The 13,655-nt window shown below is 65.9% G+C and carries 13 protein-coding genes and 1 pseudogene; 4 read left to right on the top strand and 10 right to left on the bottom strand.

Annotated features, from left to right (window positions below; all coding sequences use genetic code 11):
* Positions 1 to 596: 596 nt before the first annotated feature.
* Positions 597 to 1,829: an NAD(P)/FAD-dependent oxidoreductase gene (locus tag RBJ77_RS21965; protein WP_372346595.1), complete on the bottom strand. Its 1,233-nt coding sequence runs from the start codon at positions 1,827 to 1,829 to the stop codon at positions 597 to 599.
* Between the two features lie 140 nt (positions 1,830 to 1,969).
* Here RBJ77_RS21965 and RBJ77_RS21970 point away from each other — a divergent pair, with 140 nt between their 5' ends.
* The 4 genes and pseudogenes from RBJ77_RS21970 to RBJ77_RS21985 all read left to right on the top strand — a co-directional run bounded on the left by RBJ77_RS21970 (position 1,970) and on the right by RBJ77_RS21985 (position 5,003).
* The gene (locus tag RBJ77_RS21970; protein WP_372346596.1) at positions 1,970 to 2,437 is read left to right on the top strand and encodes an Rrf2 family transcriptional regulator; all 468 of its coding nucleotides are present in this window, start codon (positions 1,970 to 1,972) and stop codon (positions 2,435 to 2,437) included.
* Between the two features lie 332 nt (positions 2,438 to 2,769).
* A pseudogene (locus tag RBJ77_RS21975) lies at positions 2,770 to 3,827 on the top strand (IS3 family transposase); the annotation flags it as partial.
* A gap of 82 nt (positions 3,828 to 3,909) precedes the next feature.
* Entirely contained in the window at positions 3,910 to 4,473 is a 564-nt protein-coding gene (locus RBJ77_RS21980; protein WP_372346597.1) for a DUF4240 domain-containing protein, read from the top strand.
* Positions 4,470 to 5,003 (top strand): CbrC family protein, encoded by a 534-nt coding sequence (locus tag RBJ77_RS21985; RefSeq protein WP_372346598.1) that lies wholly within the window; start codon positions 4,470 to 4,472, stop codon positions 5,001 to 5,003. Before RBJ77_RS21980 ends, RBJ77_RS21985 begins: the two co-directional genes overlap by 4 nt.
* 561 nt (positions 5,004 to 5,564) lie before the next feature.
* On the opposite strand, the gene RBJ77_RS21990 is transcribed toward RBJ77_RS21985, so the two are convergent.
* The 9 genes from RBJ77_RS21990 to RBJ77_RS22030 form a co-directional block, all read right to left on the bottom strand.
* Positions 5,565 to 5,807: a barstar family protein gene (locus RBJ77_RS21990; RefSeq protein WP_372346599.1), complete on the bottom strand. Its 243-nt coding sequence runs from the start codon at positions 5,805 to 5,807 to the stop codon at positions 5,565 to 5,567.
* Positions 5,734 to 6,033 (bottom strand): hypothetical protein, encoded by a 300-nt coding sequence (locus tag RBJ77_RS21995; protein ID WP_372346894.1) that lies wholly within the window; start codon positions 6,031 to 6,033, stop codon positions 5,734 to 5,736. Before RBJ77_RS21995 ends, RBJ77_RS21990 begins: the two co-directional genes overlap by 74 nt.
* Before the next feature lie 1,336 nt (positions 6,034 to 7,369).
* Positions 7,370 to 7,522, bottom strand: a complete 153-nt coding sequence (locus tag RBJ77_RS22000; protein ID WP_372346600.1) for a hypothetical protein — start codon at positions 7,520 to 7,522, stop codon at positions 7,370 to 7,372.
* Positions 7,523 to 8,099: 577 nt separating this feature from the next.
* Positions 8,100 to 8,543 carry a hypothetical protein gene (locus RBJ77_RS22005; RefSeq protein ID WP_372346601.1) on the bottom strand — a complete coding sequence of 148 codons (444 nt, stop codon included), beginning with the start codon at positions 8,541 to 8,543 and terminating at the stop codon, positions 8,100 to 8,102.
* Between the two features lie 303 nt (positions 8,544 to 8,846).
* On the bottom strand, positions 8,847 to 9,143 hold the full coding sequence (locus tag RBJ77_RS22010) for a hypothetical protein (RefSeq protein WP_372346602.1): 297 nt from the start codon (positions 9,141 to 9,143) through the stop codon (positions 8,847 to 8,849).
* Positions 9,144 to 10,107: 964 nt separating this feature from the next.
* The gene (locus RBJ77_RS22015) at positions 10,108 to 10,338 is read right to left on the bottom strand and encodes a hypothetical protein (RefSeq protein ID WP_372346603.1); all 231 of its coding nucleotides are present in this window, start codon (positions 10,336 to 10,338) and stop codon (positions 10,108 to 10,110) included.
* Between the two features lie 589 nt (positions 10,339 to 10,927).
* Positions 10,928 to 11,446: a hypothetical protein gene (locus RBJ77_RS22020; RefSeq protein WP_372346604.1), complete on the bottom strand. Its 519-nt coding sequence runs from the start codon at positions 11,444 to 11,446 to the stop codon at positions 10,928 to 10,930.
* Positions 11,447 to 12,472: 1,026 nt separating this feature from the next.
* A complete protein-coding gene (locus RBJ77_RS22025; protein ID WP_372346605.1) occupies positions 12,473 to 12,634 on the bottom strand; it encodes a hypothetical protein in 162 nt (53 codons plus the stop codon).
* A 392-nt stretch (positions 12,635 to 13,026) separates the two neighbouring features.
* A complete protein-coding gene (locus tag RBJ77_RS22030) occupies positions 13,027 to 13,530 on the bottom strand; it encodes a hypothetical protein (RefSeq protein ID WP_372346606.1) in 504 nt (167 codons plus the stop codon).
* Between the last annotated feature and the right edge of the window lie 125 nt (positions 13,531 to 13,655).

Below are 13,655 nucleotides of genomic sequence, written 5' to 3' on the forward strand. Positions count from 1 at the left end.
CGCTCCGCGTGGACCCACTAAAAGCGCAGCTGTCGGGTGGGGGTCCGGCTTGCTGGACCGTGACTGGTCAGGGTGCGCCCTGCTGTCGGGTTTGACTGCAGGGAACGTCTCTGTCGAATTTCGTGTGCGTCATTTTCTGTGTCCAGATGAATTATGGTCTCACGGCGTGTCTGTGGCTATGCTTGCTCGGCCGGCGCCGGGGCGTAGTTGATGTGCCGTCATATAGCTTGTGTGTGAGGGAGGTTGTGTCTCCAAGGCTCGCACTCGGGTCGGCAGGCTACCGAGCGGCCCGTAGGGTGTAGTGCGGCTGATCCCCGCCCGCAGTGCGGCCAGTACCGCGTCCCGGCCCGGCTGATGGGGTGTGATGGCGATCCCCACGATGGCTTTTGTGGCGACACGGACAGCAGTCCGCCCCGCTACAGCGGCGGCATCACAACAACACCGGGAAACGACGGTGGACTTCACCACGTAGACGACAGCGGTAACACTCCCCCACATCCGAAACCCCAGCCCGCACCCCACGGCCCAGCAGTGAAACCCGTGACGTCACACCACTGGAAAGCCCACGGCGCCCATCACCTATGCGTCTATGTCTGCTACGCGGCGTGCGGTGTCTGCTTGTTGGCGCCGTTGGCGAAGCGTCCGGCGTGGGCCAGGATGGCCTGGGGGTCGTCGACGGTGGGGTATATCCATCGCGCGTTGATGTTCCTCTTGCGGGTTTTTGCTTCCTGCCCGGTCAGGTCGATGATGCGGTCCCAGCCTCGGGTCTCCACTGCGTGCCCTGGTCCGAGGTCCAGGCAGGTGGTGTAGGGGTCGGGTTCGAAAGGCAGTGGGTCGTTCCCGAGGATGTCGGCCACGACGTTGTGGCCAGCGAACTTGCCCATGGGCTGGGCGTGTTGACAGCTCTGCATGGAGGAGTGGGCATCTTCTGTCTGCGCGGCAGCTGTGTCGCCGGCCGCGTAGACGTCGGGTACGCCGGTGACGCGTAGGTGCGTGTCCACCGCGAGGCGGCCGAGGCGATCGTGTTCTCCGGGGATCTGCGCGGTCAGCGGGCTGGCGACGGTGCCGCCGGTCCATATCACCGTGGCGGTGGGGATCACCTCTGCGTCTGAGAGGACCACCTGGTCGGGTGTCACTGATTCCACGGTGCGGCCGAGTCGCTGCTCGACGCCCAGGGCGCCGACGACGGACTCGATGTAGGGGCGGGGACCGGGTCCGAGTTCGGGGCCGAGGGTGTCGGCGCGGTCGACGATCACGACGCGTACCTCGTCGCTCATGCCGTGGGGATCGGCGATGCGGTGAAGGCGTTCTCCCATGGCTGTGGCGACCTCGAGCCCGGTGAAGCCGGCGCCGACGACGACCACGGTGTGGCGTCCGGTGTGCGTGCCGCGTTGCGGTAGGCGGTGCAGGTGGTGGTCGAGCGCTGCTGCCGCGGGGAGGGTGTCGACGTCGAAGAGGTGTTGCGCGCCGGGGAACGGGGCGTGTACGAGACGGCTGCCGGTCGCCAGGACGAGCTTGTCGTAGGACAGGTCCTGCTGTTCGCCGAGGCGGGTCACGGCGCGGGCGGTGTGGGCTTCGGTGTCGATGTCGGTGACGGTCGCGGTCAGCCGGCGTACCCCGATGGGGCCGAGGATCCGGTCCAGGGGCAGGCGCATGCTTTCGGGGTTGTCTTCGTACAGCCGTGGTCTGATCACGAGGTCGTCCGCGGGGCTGGCCAGGGTGACGTGGATGTCGTTGCCGGCCTGGCCTGCTGCGCGGGCGGCGCGTACGGCTCCGGCGGCGCTCCAGACGCCGGCGAATCCGCCGCCGATCACGAGGATGTGTGTCATGTGCTGTGTCCTGTTCGGGGAGGTTGAGGTCCGGGTTCGCGGACCCCATGATTCTGGATACTAAATATCCTGGATAAAGGATGTCAAGGATTGGGTGGGGTCGGCTCGCCGCCGCGTCCAGGACATACAATGTCCAGATCATGCGTATGAGTAAGGGCGTCGAATGGGCCCTCCACACCCTGCTGAACCTGCACATGACGGGCGGCGGTCCGGTGGGCAGCGGACAGCTGGCTGCGGTGCACGGACTGTCGGCCACCTACCTGAACAAGCAGCTGCAGCTTTTGGTCAAGGCGGGATTGCTGACGTCCCTGCCCGGGGCCCGCGGCGGGTTCCGCCTGGCCAGAGCCCTCCAGGACATCACCCTCCTCGACGTCGTCGAAGCCATCGAGGGTGACGTCCGACCGTTCCAGTGCACAGAGATCCGCTGCTGCGGACGAGTCGGCGAGCTCACACCCCCGCCCTCGGAGGCATGCCCGGTCAAGGTCGCCATGGTCCGCGCGGAAGACGCCTGGCGACAAGCCCTGGCCGCCCAGACACTGGCAGAGATCCAAACCGAACTCGAGCACCGACCCGACGTCGCGGACGCGGTCCGCTCCGCACTGAGCTAACCCGACACCAAGCCGGACGACCAAGCGCTGCGGACGGGCTGGTCCTTGCGCTGTCGGGAAGACTGGGCCGGATCCTGACCGTCGCGGACGTCTACCTCGAGTCGCTGCCGCTGCGGGCCCAGAGGGTGACAGCATGGGCTTGTCCCTCAGCGTCGACCCGATCCATGCTCTGCTGCCGCTGCGGGAGGCGATGTGGACCGGCGCGATTTCCCGCGCACCTTCGCGAACTCGGTGGGGTCTGATGCAGCCTTGGGTGACAGGTTGACCTGCCCCAGGTCCCGGGTTCCGGTTCTGGTGGGTATCTGACAGTCCTTCACGGAAGGCTGGCAGTCATGCCTCGGCCCTATCCGCCAGAGTTCCGGGCACGCGCCATCGCGCTGGTCCGCGCCGGCAAGCAGGTCAAACAGACCGTGGCCGAGCTCGGCATCCATCCCGTCACGTTGTCGAAGTGGTTGCGGCAGGACGACATCGACAACGGGCGGCGACCGGGCACACCGTCGAGCGAGTCTGCCGAGTTGCGGGCCGCTCGCCGGCGGATTCGTGAGCTGGAAACCGAACTGGCCATTGTCCGGCAGGCGGCGACGTTCCTCGGCGAGGACAAGCCCCGCTCAAAAGGCTCTACCCGGTGATCGACCGACTCGTCGAGGCCGGGGCACCGGTCGACAGGTGCTGCCGGATCCTTGGCGTCGCCCGGCAGAACTACTACAAGCACAAGCACATACCGACCACCCCGCGGCAGCTGCGGCGGGACTGGCTGACCGGGCTGATCCGGGAGGTCCACGTCGCCTCCCGCGGCACCTACGGCTACCGCCGCATCCACGCCGAACTCACCCTGGGCATGGGCATCCGGGTCTGCTCCAGGACCGTGTCAGTGCTGATGACGCAGGCCGGGATCCACGGCCTGCCCGGACCGGCACGCATCAAGCGGCTGCGTGGCACCGTCACCGCCGACGACCTGGTCAACCGCAAGTTCCACCGGCTGCGTCCCGACGAGCTGTGGGTCACCGACATCACGCAGCACCGCACCAGGGAAGGGTGGGTCTGCTGCGCGGCGGTCCTGGACGCGTTCAGCCGCAGGATCGTGGGCTGGTCCATCGACTCACGGCAGGACTCCACCCTCGTCGTCAACGCGCTCGTCATGGCCATCCGCAACCGCCGCCCGGAGCCGGGCGGGATCGTTCACGCCGATCACGGCACCCAGTTCACCTCCTGGGTCTTCGGGGAACGGATCCGCTCCGCCGGCCTCCTGCCGTCGTTCGGCACCGTCGGGGACGGCCTGGACAACGCGATGATGGAGTCGTTCTGGTCCTCGATGCAGACCGAGCTGCTCAGCCGCAGGCGGTGGAAGACCCGGGTCGAACTGGCCAACGCGATCTTCGAGTTCATCGAACCGCATTGCCCTGACATCGATCTGCACGCAGTGGTACGACCCCCCACAGGGCTGTCAGTGGCTTGTGGCACAGTCATCCGCCATGGACACGGACACGTTCTGGCAGCTCATCGATACCGCCCACGCGGCCGATGCGCCGCTGCACGAAACACTGACCGATCTGCTGGCCCCGCAAGGTGAGGAGCATGTCCTGGCCTTCGAGGTCTGCATGGACCAGCTGGATACGGCGATCGACCGGTGGGACGTGTGGGCAGCCGGCTATCTCATCGGCGGCGGCTGCTCAGACGATTCGTTCATGGACTTCAAAGCAGGTCTCATCGCCCTGGGCCGCACCTGGTACGAACGCGTCGTCGACTGCCCCGATGATCTCGCCGAGCACCCCGCCATCCAGCAAGCGCTCGCCACGGGCATCGAAGAGGCCCTGTTCTACGAAGAGATGAGCTACGTCACCGCAGTCGCCTGGGAGCACCTCACCAGCGACAGAGACAGCTTCTATCCCGCCCTCGACCACTACCGCGCCACCCATGGCGTGAGGAATGACCAAGACCATGACATGGGCGAAGACTTCGACTTCGACAACGCGGACGAGATGCGCCGACGCCTCCCCCGCCTCGCCGCCCTCTACCTCGAAGGGGTCCGGCAGTGAGCCGGCCGTTGCCGTCTTTCCGGTATCACCCGGATCCCGTCGCCACCGGGGCGATCGCGGCGAGCGGTGAGGTGTGCGCGTGTTGCGGGCAAGCACGCGGCTGGATCTACACCTTGGGTTTGCTCTCCGAACAGGAGGTACCAGGCCGGATCTGCCCGTGGTGCATCGCCGACGGTACCGCGGCCGAACGGTTCGACGCCGAGTTCGTCGACGCGTACGGGCTCGATGGCGTGTCGTTTGAGGTGCTGCAGGAAGTCACCCGCCGCACACCCTCCTTCTCCGCGTGGCAAGACCCCCACTGGCTCGTCCACTGCCACGATGCCGCCGCGTTCATCGGTGAAGTCGGCTACACCGAACTCACCCAACATCCCGAAGCCCTCGACCAGCTCCGCACCGACCTACGCATGGGCGGCTGGCACAACGCCCAGCACCTCGAGGAATTCCTACGCAGCCTCGGTCACGGTGCCAGCGCCATGCTCTTCCAATGCACCATCTGCGGCCACCACCTCGCCTACACCGACGCCACCTGACCAAGCCGATCACCGCTCACTGCGCCCCACCGACCAGCACATACTCGTCCCCACGTCACCAGCAACGCCTCACCTCGATGACACCACCCGCCGTATCACAGGCCAGACCGACACAGCCACTCCTGGTGGCATCCACCGCAGACCCCTGGTGACATCCCTACTCTAGATTCGCACGGCCAAGGGGGGCGTAGTTGACGTGTCGTCATATGGCTTGTGCGTGGTGGGGGTTGTGTCTCCAGGGAAGGTTAGCGGCTGCGGTGGCCGAGAGGTTGAGGGCAGCCCTGCATGTCTTCTCGTGCGGTCCAGGACCAGTAGTGGTGGGTGCCGCTGACGGGTCAGATAGTGTCCGCCGGCTGCTGCTCTCGTCCAGCCTTCTTGCGGCGCGACGGTGAGGGCTGGGGCGACGGCAGTGAAACCCATGACGTCACATCACTGAAAAACCTAACAACGCCCGTCATGCAACAAGCTGTCATCGAAGAATGACACTCACGCCCCGTTCCCCAAAGACTCTCCACGAGCAGGTCGAACAGCGCAACCTCGCGATCACCAACCCGCACGGGATCAACCAAACGCGCCCTCGTCTCGGTCGATGGAATCCCAGTGCAAAGTGAACGGAGTGGTGGCGCCCCAGCCGCCACACAAGCAGTCGTCCAGGGCATCGAGGTTCCAGCCGAAGTACCCACCAGGTCCGTTAATGGCCTCACCGATCGCACAGCAGAAAGTATCCCTGTCAACGATGTGCCGGCCATCCAGGTGAACACCTGCCTGCAGGAGCAGCTCGGCTTCCCCGGCGCTGGTACTCATGGGACCACAGCGCCACCGACAGCCACGCTCGTCTGTCCTCGGGCGCGAGTGCGCGCCACATGCCGGGGCGATTCAGTTGACCCGTGCGGATCAGATCCCATATCTGCTCCTGTCCAGCCAGAGCGTCATCGCACCACAGCGTCACCGTGAGGTCGACGAGGCCGGCGTCGAGAGCGGATGGCTCGACATCGATGACACGGACCTCGTGGACGAAGTCGGACGCCATGGTGGCTCCGTCACGGTCGAGGAGCTCGAACGAGGCGCTCCCCACCACGGCACGACGACCGCCGACATGGCCCACGCTCTTCAGTGCAGGCCGCCCTGCGGACGGCAACCCACGAGCCGCACTCGCGAACCCTGTCGCCCTGATCCGACAGCGGCGTGAACAACCCGTCGGCCTCGTACACAAACCCCAGAAGTCGCTGTCGTCCTCGTCCGAGATCAGCGCGTACTTCTGCCCTCGCCGCCCCACTCTGCACTCCGCATCGCACCCCCATGGCAAACACTGATCATACTGACGTGCGGGCAACCAGACAGGCTCTCGCCTGCCCCATCATCCCGTCTGCGGTCGGGAACGCGCTGCCGTCGCCGACCTCGATCGGATCCGGGCTCCGGTCCGACGCCGACTCCCGGCATCGACGTCAGGACTTTGAAAGAAGGGTGAGGCTCCAGCAGCTCCTCGATCCGCCCAGCCAAGAGTTTCCGCTGGTCAAGGACGGCGGCCAAGGATTCGGCCAGGCTCGGGACGATCAGAGCGGCCGCCTCGGTGCCTGGAACGGTGACGGTCTCGCTCGTCCAACGCGGCGAAGATTTCTCGACCAGCCGCTCGCCATCCTGCCGCCTGGCGGCCGCAGCAACGTGACCAGCCGATGCTGGCCGGCCTTCCGGATCTGGGCCGGGGACCCACCCCGCAAGCACATGGAGTTCGTACCACGCTGAGAGTTAGCCTGCGGCGGCGCGCTGGGGCGGAACGCGACGGGGAGGGCGTGCCCGTCGCGCTGGGCATGTGGCTCGCGAACGTACGCAGGCGAGTCCCACAAACTCACCGACGACCGACGGAGGACTGGATGTGCTCGGCATGCGCTGGTGAGCGGATAGCGCAGCAGCTGCCGGATTTCGTGAGCGATGGTCTCGGTCAATGAACCACCGCGAGCGGGTGAATCTCACCATCAGATTGATGCTCCACGCGGGTCCGAACACCGGATGGACGGCGCGGCCGGAACAAGGAGCCGCAGCGTCAGGTGCGCTCGAGCAGAGCACGCACTGGTCTTTGGAGCCGCACCCACATGAGCGACGCCTCCGTCGATTAGCAGGCGGCTCCAGCAACTTGAGTGGCGGAGCAGCGTCCGGAGGTTCTCTGGGAAGACCTGATCTCTGAGTTCGGCAAGCGACGGAAGATGCCTTGCCACTGATCCCTGTAGAACTGGTTCAGCGGCTCCATGGCATGCCTTTCTTCGGATCGATGCGTTGAAGTCCAGTGAGATCTGCCAGCTGCCGCCCAGCATCTCTCGGCGACCGGATTCGCGCGCACGCCCAGCGGAACAAAGGTGACTCGGGGATGTTCAGCCGCACCGCAGCAACGTCGGAAAGCTGCTTGCTGATGTCCCGTTGGTGTAGAGCTCGGTGAGTGGCTTGAACGCTGACGCGTAGAAGCGAGAGAGATCAACGGGTTCCCGCTTCTCCGGCTTCTCCGAAGACTCCTGATCTTCCGTCATGACCGCATGGTGCCATGCAGAGGACGCCACCAAGGAGGGCTTTCTTTCGCATTGCTCCGAAACCGTCAGCGTCAAGGTTGGCACGGAGGACTAGCTCGGCGCGCTCTGCTTGGTCCTCAACATCATCATGCTCTGAATGACCCGCTGCATCGACGCCGTCGTCGCCGAGCTAAAGGCAGAGGGACACGAGATCCGCGACGAGACGTCGCCCGGCTTTTCCGGCTCAAGCATCGCAACCTGACCCTGCCCGGCCGCTAGAGCTTCACCGCCAGCGTCCGTCTGCCGGCGGCCTTCGCCGCTGCGCGATCCGGAAGTGCTGGAGCTGGCCGCGTCGTAACGCCGGAGCAGCCGCAGACGGCGGACGTTGCCTGCTTGGCCGAGCTTATCCAGCCTCAAGCAGATCACCGGCTTCGTCTTAGATTGCGATCTTGGGAGACCTCAAGGGGTCGGCGAGCTGGTCCAGGTCGCCGATCGACCTGAGGATGCTCGGCGGCCAGGAGACGGTGCAGGCTGCGCGGGCCACAGCTGCTTCACATGAGGTGCGAAGTCGGCCAGTTCGATCTCGTATGCGTAGCCATCAGGACGAACACTTATGAGCCGCAGCACCGCCCAACCGATGCGCAAGGTCACGACGGTGGCCCAGATCTTGTGGTGCCGACTGTCCGGTGTGGTGAACGTCGCCTCGAGGATGGACCTGTATTCGATTGCTCTCTCCATTCAGGTACTGGAGCGGCGGCATGAAAGCGGTGAAGACTCGCATCTGTTCGCTGGGGCGCCGGTCCCGGAAGAGGTCCGTGTAGAGCGATGCAGGAAGGTTTTGGACGGTCTTGGCTTGCATGAGCTGGCACATGAGAGAGGTTTTGAGGGTCCAGGTCGCCAGCATCTCTTGTTTCCTGGAGGGATTGCTCACCAGCTCGCCTTTGACCATGGCGAGGAGGGTCGGCTTCACGGCCCCTTCGAGATCGCACATCCAGCCGCTGTTGCACTGCGCGCACACGGACTTGACCGTCGTGGTGAACATTCGTCCCGTGCGGCGGCGCTCGGCCCCTCGGTGTACGAGACCATGAGGGCCTGCTCGGTGCGCGCTTCGACCGGAAAGCCCTCCGCCATCCACCGAGGGAAGACGTGCTCGTTGGTGAGTGGGGTTCCGCCGCAGAGTACGCACGATCGCGCCATACCTGGACAGTAAGGGATCTCGCGGTACCCGCGCGATCGGTTTGAGGTATCCATCATGGATGCCCCAGGGCCAGTCCTGGCAGTCGCAGCAGGCCGGGAGGCATTGCGCCGCCATATCCTGCTGGGTCAGCGGGAGTAGGCGGAGGGGTTATGCGGTTGCCGGTGACGATGCCGGCCAGAACGCGGCGGTCGACGGTAGCTCTGCGGGGGCGGTGGGTGGCGAGCCAGGCGAGTTCGTTGATGCGTAGGTGCCGCTGCTGGTGGTCTTCGGTGTGAGGTCGAGGACGAGGAGCTGGCCGAAGGGTGCGTTGGTGTTGGTGTACTCGGCTTCCTGCGTGAGGTATTTGCCTTCGATGTGGGAGCGGCTGTTGTTGTCGCCGTCTTGCTTTATCTCGGTGAGGTAGCGCAGGGGGCCGAAGTGGACCATGACATCGCCGCGTCCCATGCCGACGTTGTTCGTCTCGACCTGGACGACGTTGTGCAGGGGTCCCTGGAGTAGCGCACTGGTAGAAATCGCGTTGTAGATCGGCTTCGCTGGCTTCTCGCTGGCCTTTCTCTGGTTTGCGGCGGTAGTCGTAGGAGGGTCGTCCTTCTTCCGGTGCCGAAGATGTGTGTGCGTTCCAGGTCGGTCCGTGACTTGAGGAACAGCAGGGTCTGGGTGAGCAGAGTGCTGAAGGTCTGCCGGATGTGTCCGGTGAACCGCTCATGCTGAGAGAGGTGTTCCAGGAAGCTGTCGAGCAGGGGCATGATGACGGCGTCGTCGGCTTTCGAGGCGCGCGAGGTCGCTGTCGTAGCAATGCCCTCGACCGCGGCGAGGGTAGCGTCGGGAAGCTCAGCTAGGTGCAGGGCTTGTTTCGTCTGGGCTGGGCGGCAGAGCCAGCTGGTCGGGGCGATGCGGTGAGAGATCGTTCGTCTGCGGCCCGCGGGGTCGGGTCTTCGCGTCGTCTGTGTCAGCTTGAGTCACCGCCGGAGGGGCTGCGGGTCTCGCGGGCGCGTCGAGGCGGGCGAGGATCGCAGCCGCGGTGACTGTGTCGAAGTCGGTGCCGGGGAAGTCCTGCGGGCGGGCGGCGGCGTGCCGTAGAGCGCTGAGGAACATTTCTTTGCGCAGGAAGCCATCACCTCGACGACCGGCTCCACTCAGGACGGCCAGACCGGGCGTGTCACGTCCGTCTCCGAGCGGTTGGATGGTGCGGGCGGCGCGGTAGGCGCCGAGGACTGCGTCCACGGCCTGCCAGGAGTCCATCCATACATCGGCGGCGAATCGGTCGGCCGCAGCCCGGAGCTGGATCAGGAGCTGGGACCAGGCGACCTCGGCGCTCCGCCTGGGCTGGAGCCAGGCCGGCTGGTGGCGCCGTGCAGCCATGCGCGGTGCCGTTCCAGTGCCTGTGCGAGGCGGCTGGCGGCGTGTGTCACTCGGGCGGCGTCGTGTGCGGTGAAGCCCAGGAGTCCATCGCATACGGCGAGGTAGGCGGCAGCGTCATCGCGGGCTCCTCGGCGGCCTCGGCGGCCGCGAAGAGTGAGCGGGCTTCGACGATCTGGCGGCTCACCTCCTTGAGGTCGGTGGCGGCCAGTGCGGTGCGCAGGCGGTCGCATCCCAGCTCGAACAGCGCGTCGACATCGGCCGCCTCGTCGACGGACAAGTCCTGCAGCAGCTGAAACGCGGGCTTCTTGGTGTGACCAGCAGTCCAGGGCCACGCCCAGGATGCGAGGTAGGCGCTCGAGGAAGTCTTCGGGGCCCTGTGCGGGGAGTTCTTCCAGGACTTCCCATACCTGGTAGGGGCGGACCGCCTCGCAGGCGGCGAGCCTGACCGCTCCTTCCAGCCGTGCGGCGGCCAGCAGCGGGCCGCGGTCGACCTGTTCGGTGAGACCGTCCAGAAGGGCCCCGTTCAGTGATTTGGCCAGCGACTTCACGGTGGCGATACTGCCCAGCAGCGTCTCCAGAGAGGAGGTGAGGGCCAGGACACTGCTCTGCTGTGCCAGCCCAATGGGAAAGGCGGCAGCGGCCTGGGTCCAGGCGGTGTCCGCGACGTCGCAGGCGTGGGCGACCGCTTCGGCCAGAAGCGAGGGGCCAGTGGACCAGCAGCGACAGTTTGCACCTGCTCGTGCAGCGTCTGGGCCGGCAAGCCGAGGTCCTCAAAGGTGATGGACGCCCGTCCGGCTGCGGCTAGGTCGCCGAGGCGCTCGGCGAGTTGCGTCATGCTTCATCTCCCTTGCGCCGGTGTGGATCGCTCACCACAAAGGCTTGCCGTCGCGGGCCTCGATGATGTTCTCGTCTGGCAGCACGTCGTGCACGAGGTCGAAGTCCCTGGTGGTGATCAATACCTGCAGATGGTTCTTTGACGCCAATTCGGCGAGCTCGCGCAGCAGTCGGCGGATGTCGAGGTCCTGGACCTCTTCTGCCTTCGGGCTGTCGATCAGCAGCAGCCCGGGGTGGGTAGACACAGCGTGTTGGGCGCCCACTCGCAGCAGGGCGATGACTACCGCGATCCGCAGTCGCAGCCGTTCCCCTGGGCTCTGGGATCCGAAGGGCTTGGTGCGTCCCCCGCCCTTGGTGACGTCCAGATGGGCGGCACGGTTGATCTTTACCGACTCCAGTCCGTCGATGCCGAATTGGCGGCCGAGATGTGCGATCTCCCGATTCAGATCGTCGAACAGCGTCTGGGCCGCTGCCTCGTGGTCTTTCTCCAGAACTTTGGCTGCTGCCTTGAAGATCTTCAGTGCCTTCGACTCGTCTGCGTCGATGACCAACGCAGGCAGCTCCGGGAAGACGCTGAGCGCGCCCTCCAGCCGCAGTACCTCCTCACGTGCGCTGAGACGGGCTGGCGCCTGCGCCGCGGATTCTGCACGTCGCAACCGTGCCTGGGCCCGTGTGAGTTGGCGCGACAGCCCGTGCAGGTCTGCTTCTGACGCTTCCAGCGCCTCCTGGCCGTCTGCTCGGCCGCGGTGCTGATCCGCAGCCGCTGCTTGGCCTCGTCGATTACCTCTTTCGGCGAGTGGTCATCGCCCGTCACCGGCCGCGAGCACACCGCACAGGAGTGGGCCTCGCGCTCCTGGCGTCTGCGGTCTGCGGCGATCGCCTGATCGCAGCGCGGACACGCGGTGGGGTCCAGGCCGTGGAAAAGCTGGCGGGCGGTGGCGCTCTCGGTGACGTCGTTGACGAGTTTTGTGTCGTGCTGACGCTGCAGCCGGGTCCGTCGGTGGACCTGCATCAGCTCGTCCCACGTCTCCGTGAGTCCGCGATATCGCGTGCCAGCTGTACCACTTGAGAGGCAACCTCGGGCAGCGACTCCCAACTGTCCTCGGTACGTGAGACGGCAGCCAGACGCTCCTGAGCCCGCTCCAGATCCTCGGCAATACTGCTGCGCTCTGAGTCCCGTTTGTCCGCGCCTCCGCATCCGCTGCCTGGGCCGCCTTGTGCCTGGCCGCGAGCACGTCGCCAGCAGTCTTGACGCGCGTGAGCGCGGCCGCAGAAGGCAAATCCAAGAAGACCTGTAACAGTCGGCCCGCCAAGCCGTTCATCGTGTGCTCGCCCAGCAAGGCCTTGTCCGGCCGGCCGGTAGGTAGACAGCTCCGAAGTACACCGGCCAGCCGTGCGTGTCTGAGTGCCGGTCTGTTTGTAGCTGTTGACCAGCGGATGCAGATCCAGGCGGTCCATCATCAGCGCCTGCATCTGCTCTGCGTAACTTGCCGAGCTGGATGCCCGCAGAAGGGGCACGATCCCGCGGCCTGCATCCGGAGCACGCACCACCTCCAGGAACCCGATATCGGGACCGGTCAGGACGACCGCTGAGTGATCTCTCCGTCGGTCAGGTCCAGCCGGATCCCGACCACCTGCCCGGCTATGTCGACATCGAGATCAACTTCGCGCAGCCAGTGCGTTTCGGGCAGCAGGTCCCGCGGGGAACCGCGCAGGCACCACGTCACGAGCTCCAGCACCGAGGTCTTGCTGCAGGTTGGACGCGACGAGCGGTCAGGCCTTCGGAGAACGGCAGCAGCGTGCCGAAGGGCCCCTGGGTAAACCGATCCCGTTCGCTGGCCTGCGACACGCAGCCGGTGCAGCCGCAGAGTGCGCGACCGGGCCGGCGGCGTCACCAGGGGAACGCCGTGAGCGGCGAAAGCATCGCGCACATCCTCAACGCTCACGGCCGCAGCGCTCGGCGATCCGTCTCTCCAGCAGCACGTCATCCCCGCCCATGGTTCCCCACCCCTATCCCGTCCTGCGCTGCATACGCAACCGCGCCAGGCGTTCCCGCGCCCGAGCGCTGACCGAGCCGATCCGCTCGCCCGGGCGGCCTCGGCGTACTCGCGCTGCAAATACTGCCGCTGCTTCAGCTGGCTTCCCCCAGCCCATCCGCCAGCGCGACGACGAGCTCAACACGCTCGACGTAGTAGCGGAACACCGGAGCCTGCTGCAGCACTTCACGGGCGACGCTACGGCCGGCTTCCAGAAGGAAGTAGTCATGTTGACGGACCCGGCTGACCGTGCCCCGGCGCCGCCGGGCCACCAGGCCGGCACTGCGCAGCACCGCTAGCGCGTTGTCCAGCGGCTCGTACGCCCCGAAGTGGTGACGCAGCATCGGGTAGCGCCGCACTTCGGGCTCCTCGAGTCCAGAATCGTCGCGGCCAGCGACAACAACGCGCTCTTCACCGCTCTGCTCGTACTCCGTCAGCAGCTCATCTGCGAGGTAGTCGGGATTGCGCAGCCAGAAGTCCAGCTTCTGCAACCGCACCTGCGTTCGGACAACTCCCACAGCGTCCACAAGACCGGGATCGTCACGCACAGCATCGCTGACAGATTCGCTGGCACCATCGATGAGCAGCAGAATGCGCACTGCGTCCGCTCTCGGCTCGTGACCGGCGCTTCGGCGTCCGGCTTTGTGCAACTCTTGCTCCACTCGGCAAGATTAGTTGCGAGCCGCGACAATTGACCAGGCTCTGAGACCGCGTTTGAGATCTG

It is taken from the genome of Streptomyces sp. KL116D (assembly GCF_030766975.1).
In the GTDB taxonomy this organism is placed as follows: Bacteria; Actinomycetota; Actinomycetes; order Streptomycetales; family Streptomycetaceae; genus Streptomyces; species Streptomyces longispororuber_A.

What these genes read in the sequence shown, in the direction of transcription:
- RBJ77_RS21965 (WP_372346595.1), bottom strand. Translation starts at nt 1,829, where the DNA reads ATGACACACATCCTCGTGATCGGCGGCGGATTCGCCGGCGTCTGGAGC.
- RBJ77_RS21970 (WP_372346596.1), top strand. Translation starts at nt 1,970, where the DNA reads ATGCGTATGAGTAAGGGCGTCGAATGGGCCCTCCACACCCTGCTGAAC.
- RBJ77_RS21980 (WP_372346597.1), top strand. Translation starts at nt 3,910, where the DNA reads ATGGACACGGACACGTTCTGGCAGCTCATCGATACCGCCCACGCGGCC.
- RBJ77_RS21990 (WP_372346599.1), bottom strand. Translation starts at nt 5,807, where the DNA reads ATGAGTACCAGCGCCGGGGAAGCCGAGCTGCTCCTGCAGGCAGGTGTT.
- RBJ77_RS21995 (WP_372346894.1), bottom strand. Translation starts at nt 6,033, where the DNA reads ATGGCGTCCGACTTCGTCCACGAGGTCCGTGTCATCGATGTCGAGCCA.
- RBJ77_RS22000 (WP_372346600.1), bottom strand. Translation starts at nt 7,522, where the DNA reads ATGACGGAAGATCAGGAGTCTTCGGAGAAGCCGGAGAAGCGGGAACCC.
- RBJ77_RS22005 (WP_372346601.1), bottom strand. Translation starts at nt 8,543, where the DNA reads ATGTTCACCACGACGGTCAAGTCCGTGTGCGCGCAGTGCAACAGCGGC.
- RBJ77_RS22010 (WP_372346602.1), bottom strand. Translation starts at nt 9,143, where the DNA reads ATGGGACGCGGCGATGTCATGGTCCACTTCGGCCCCCTGCGCTACCTC.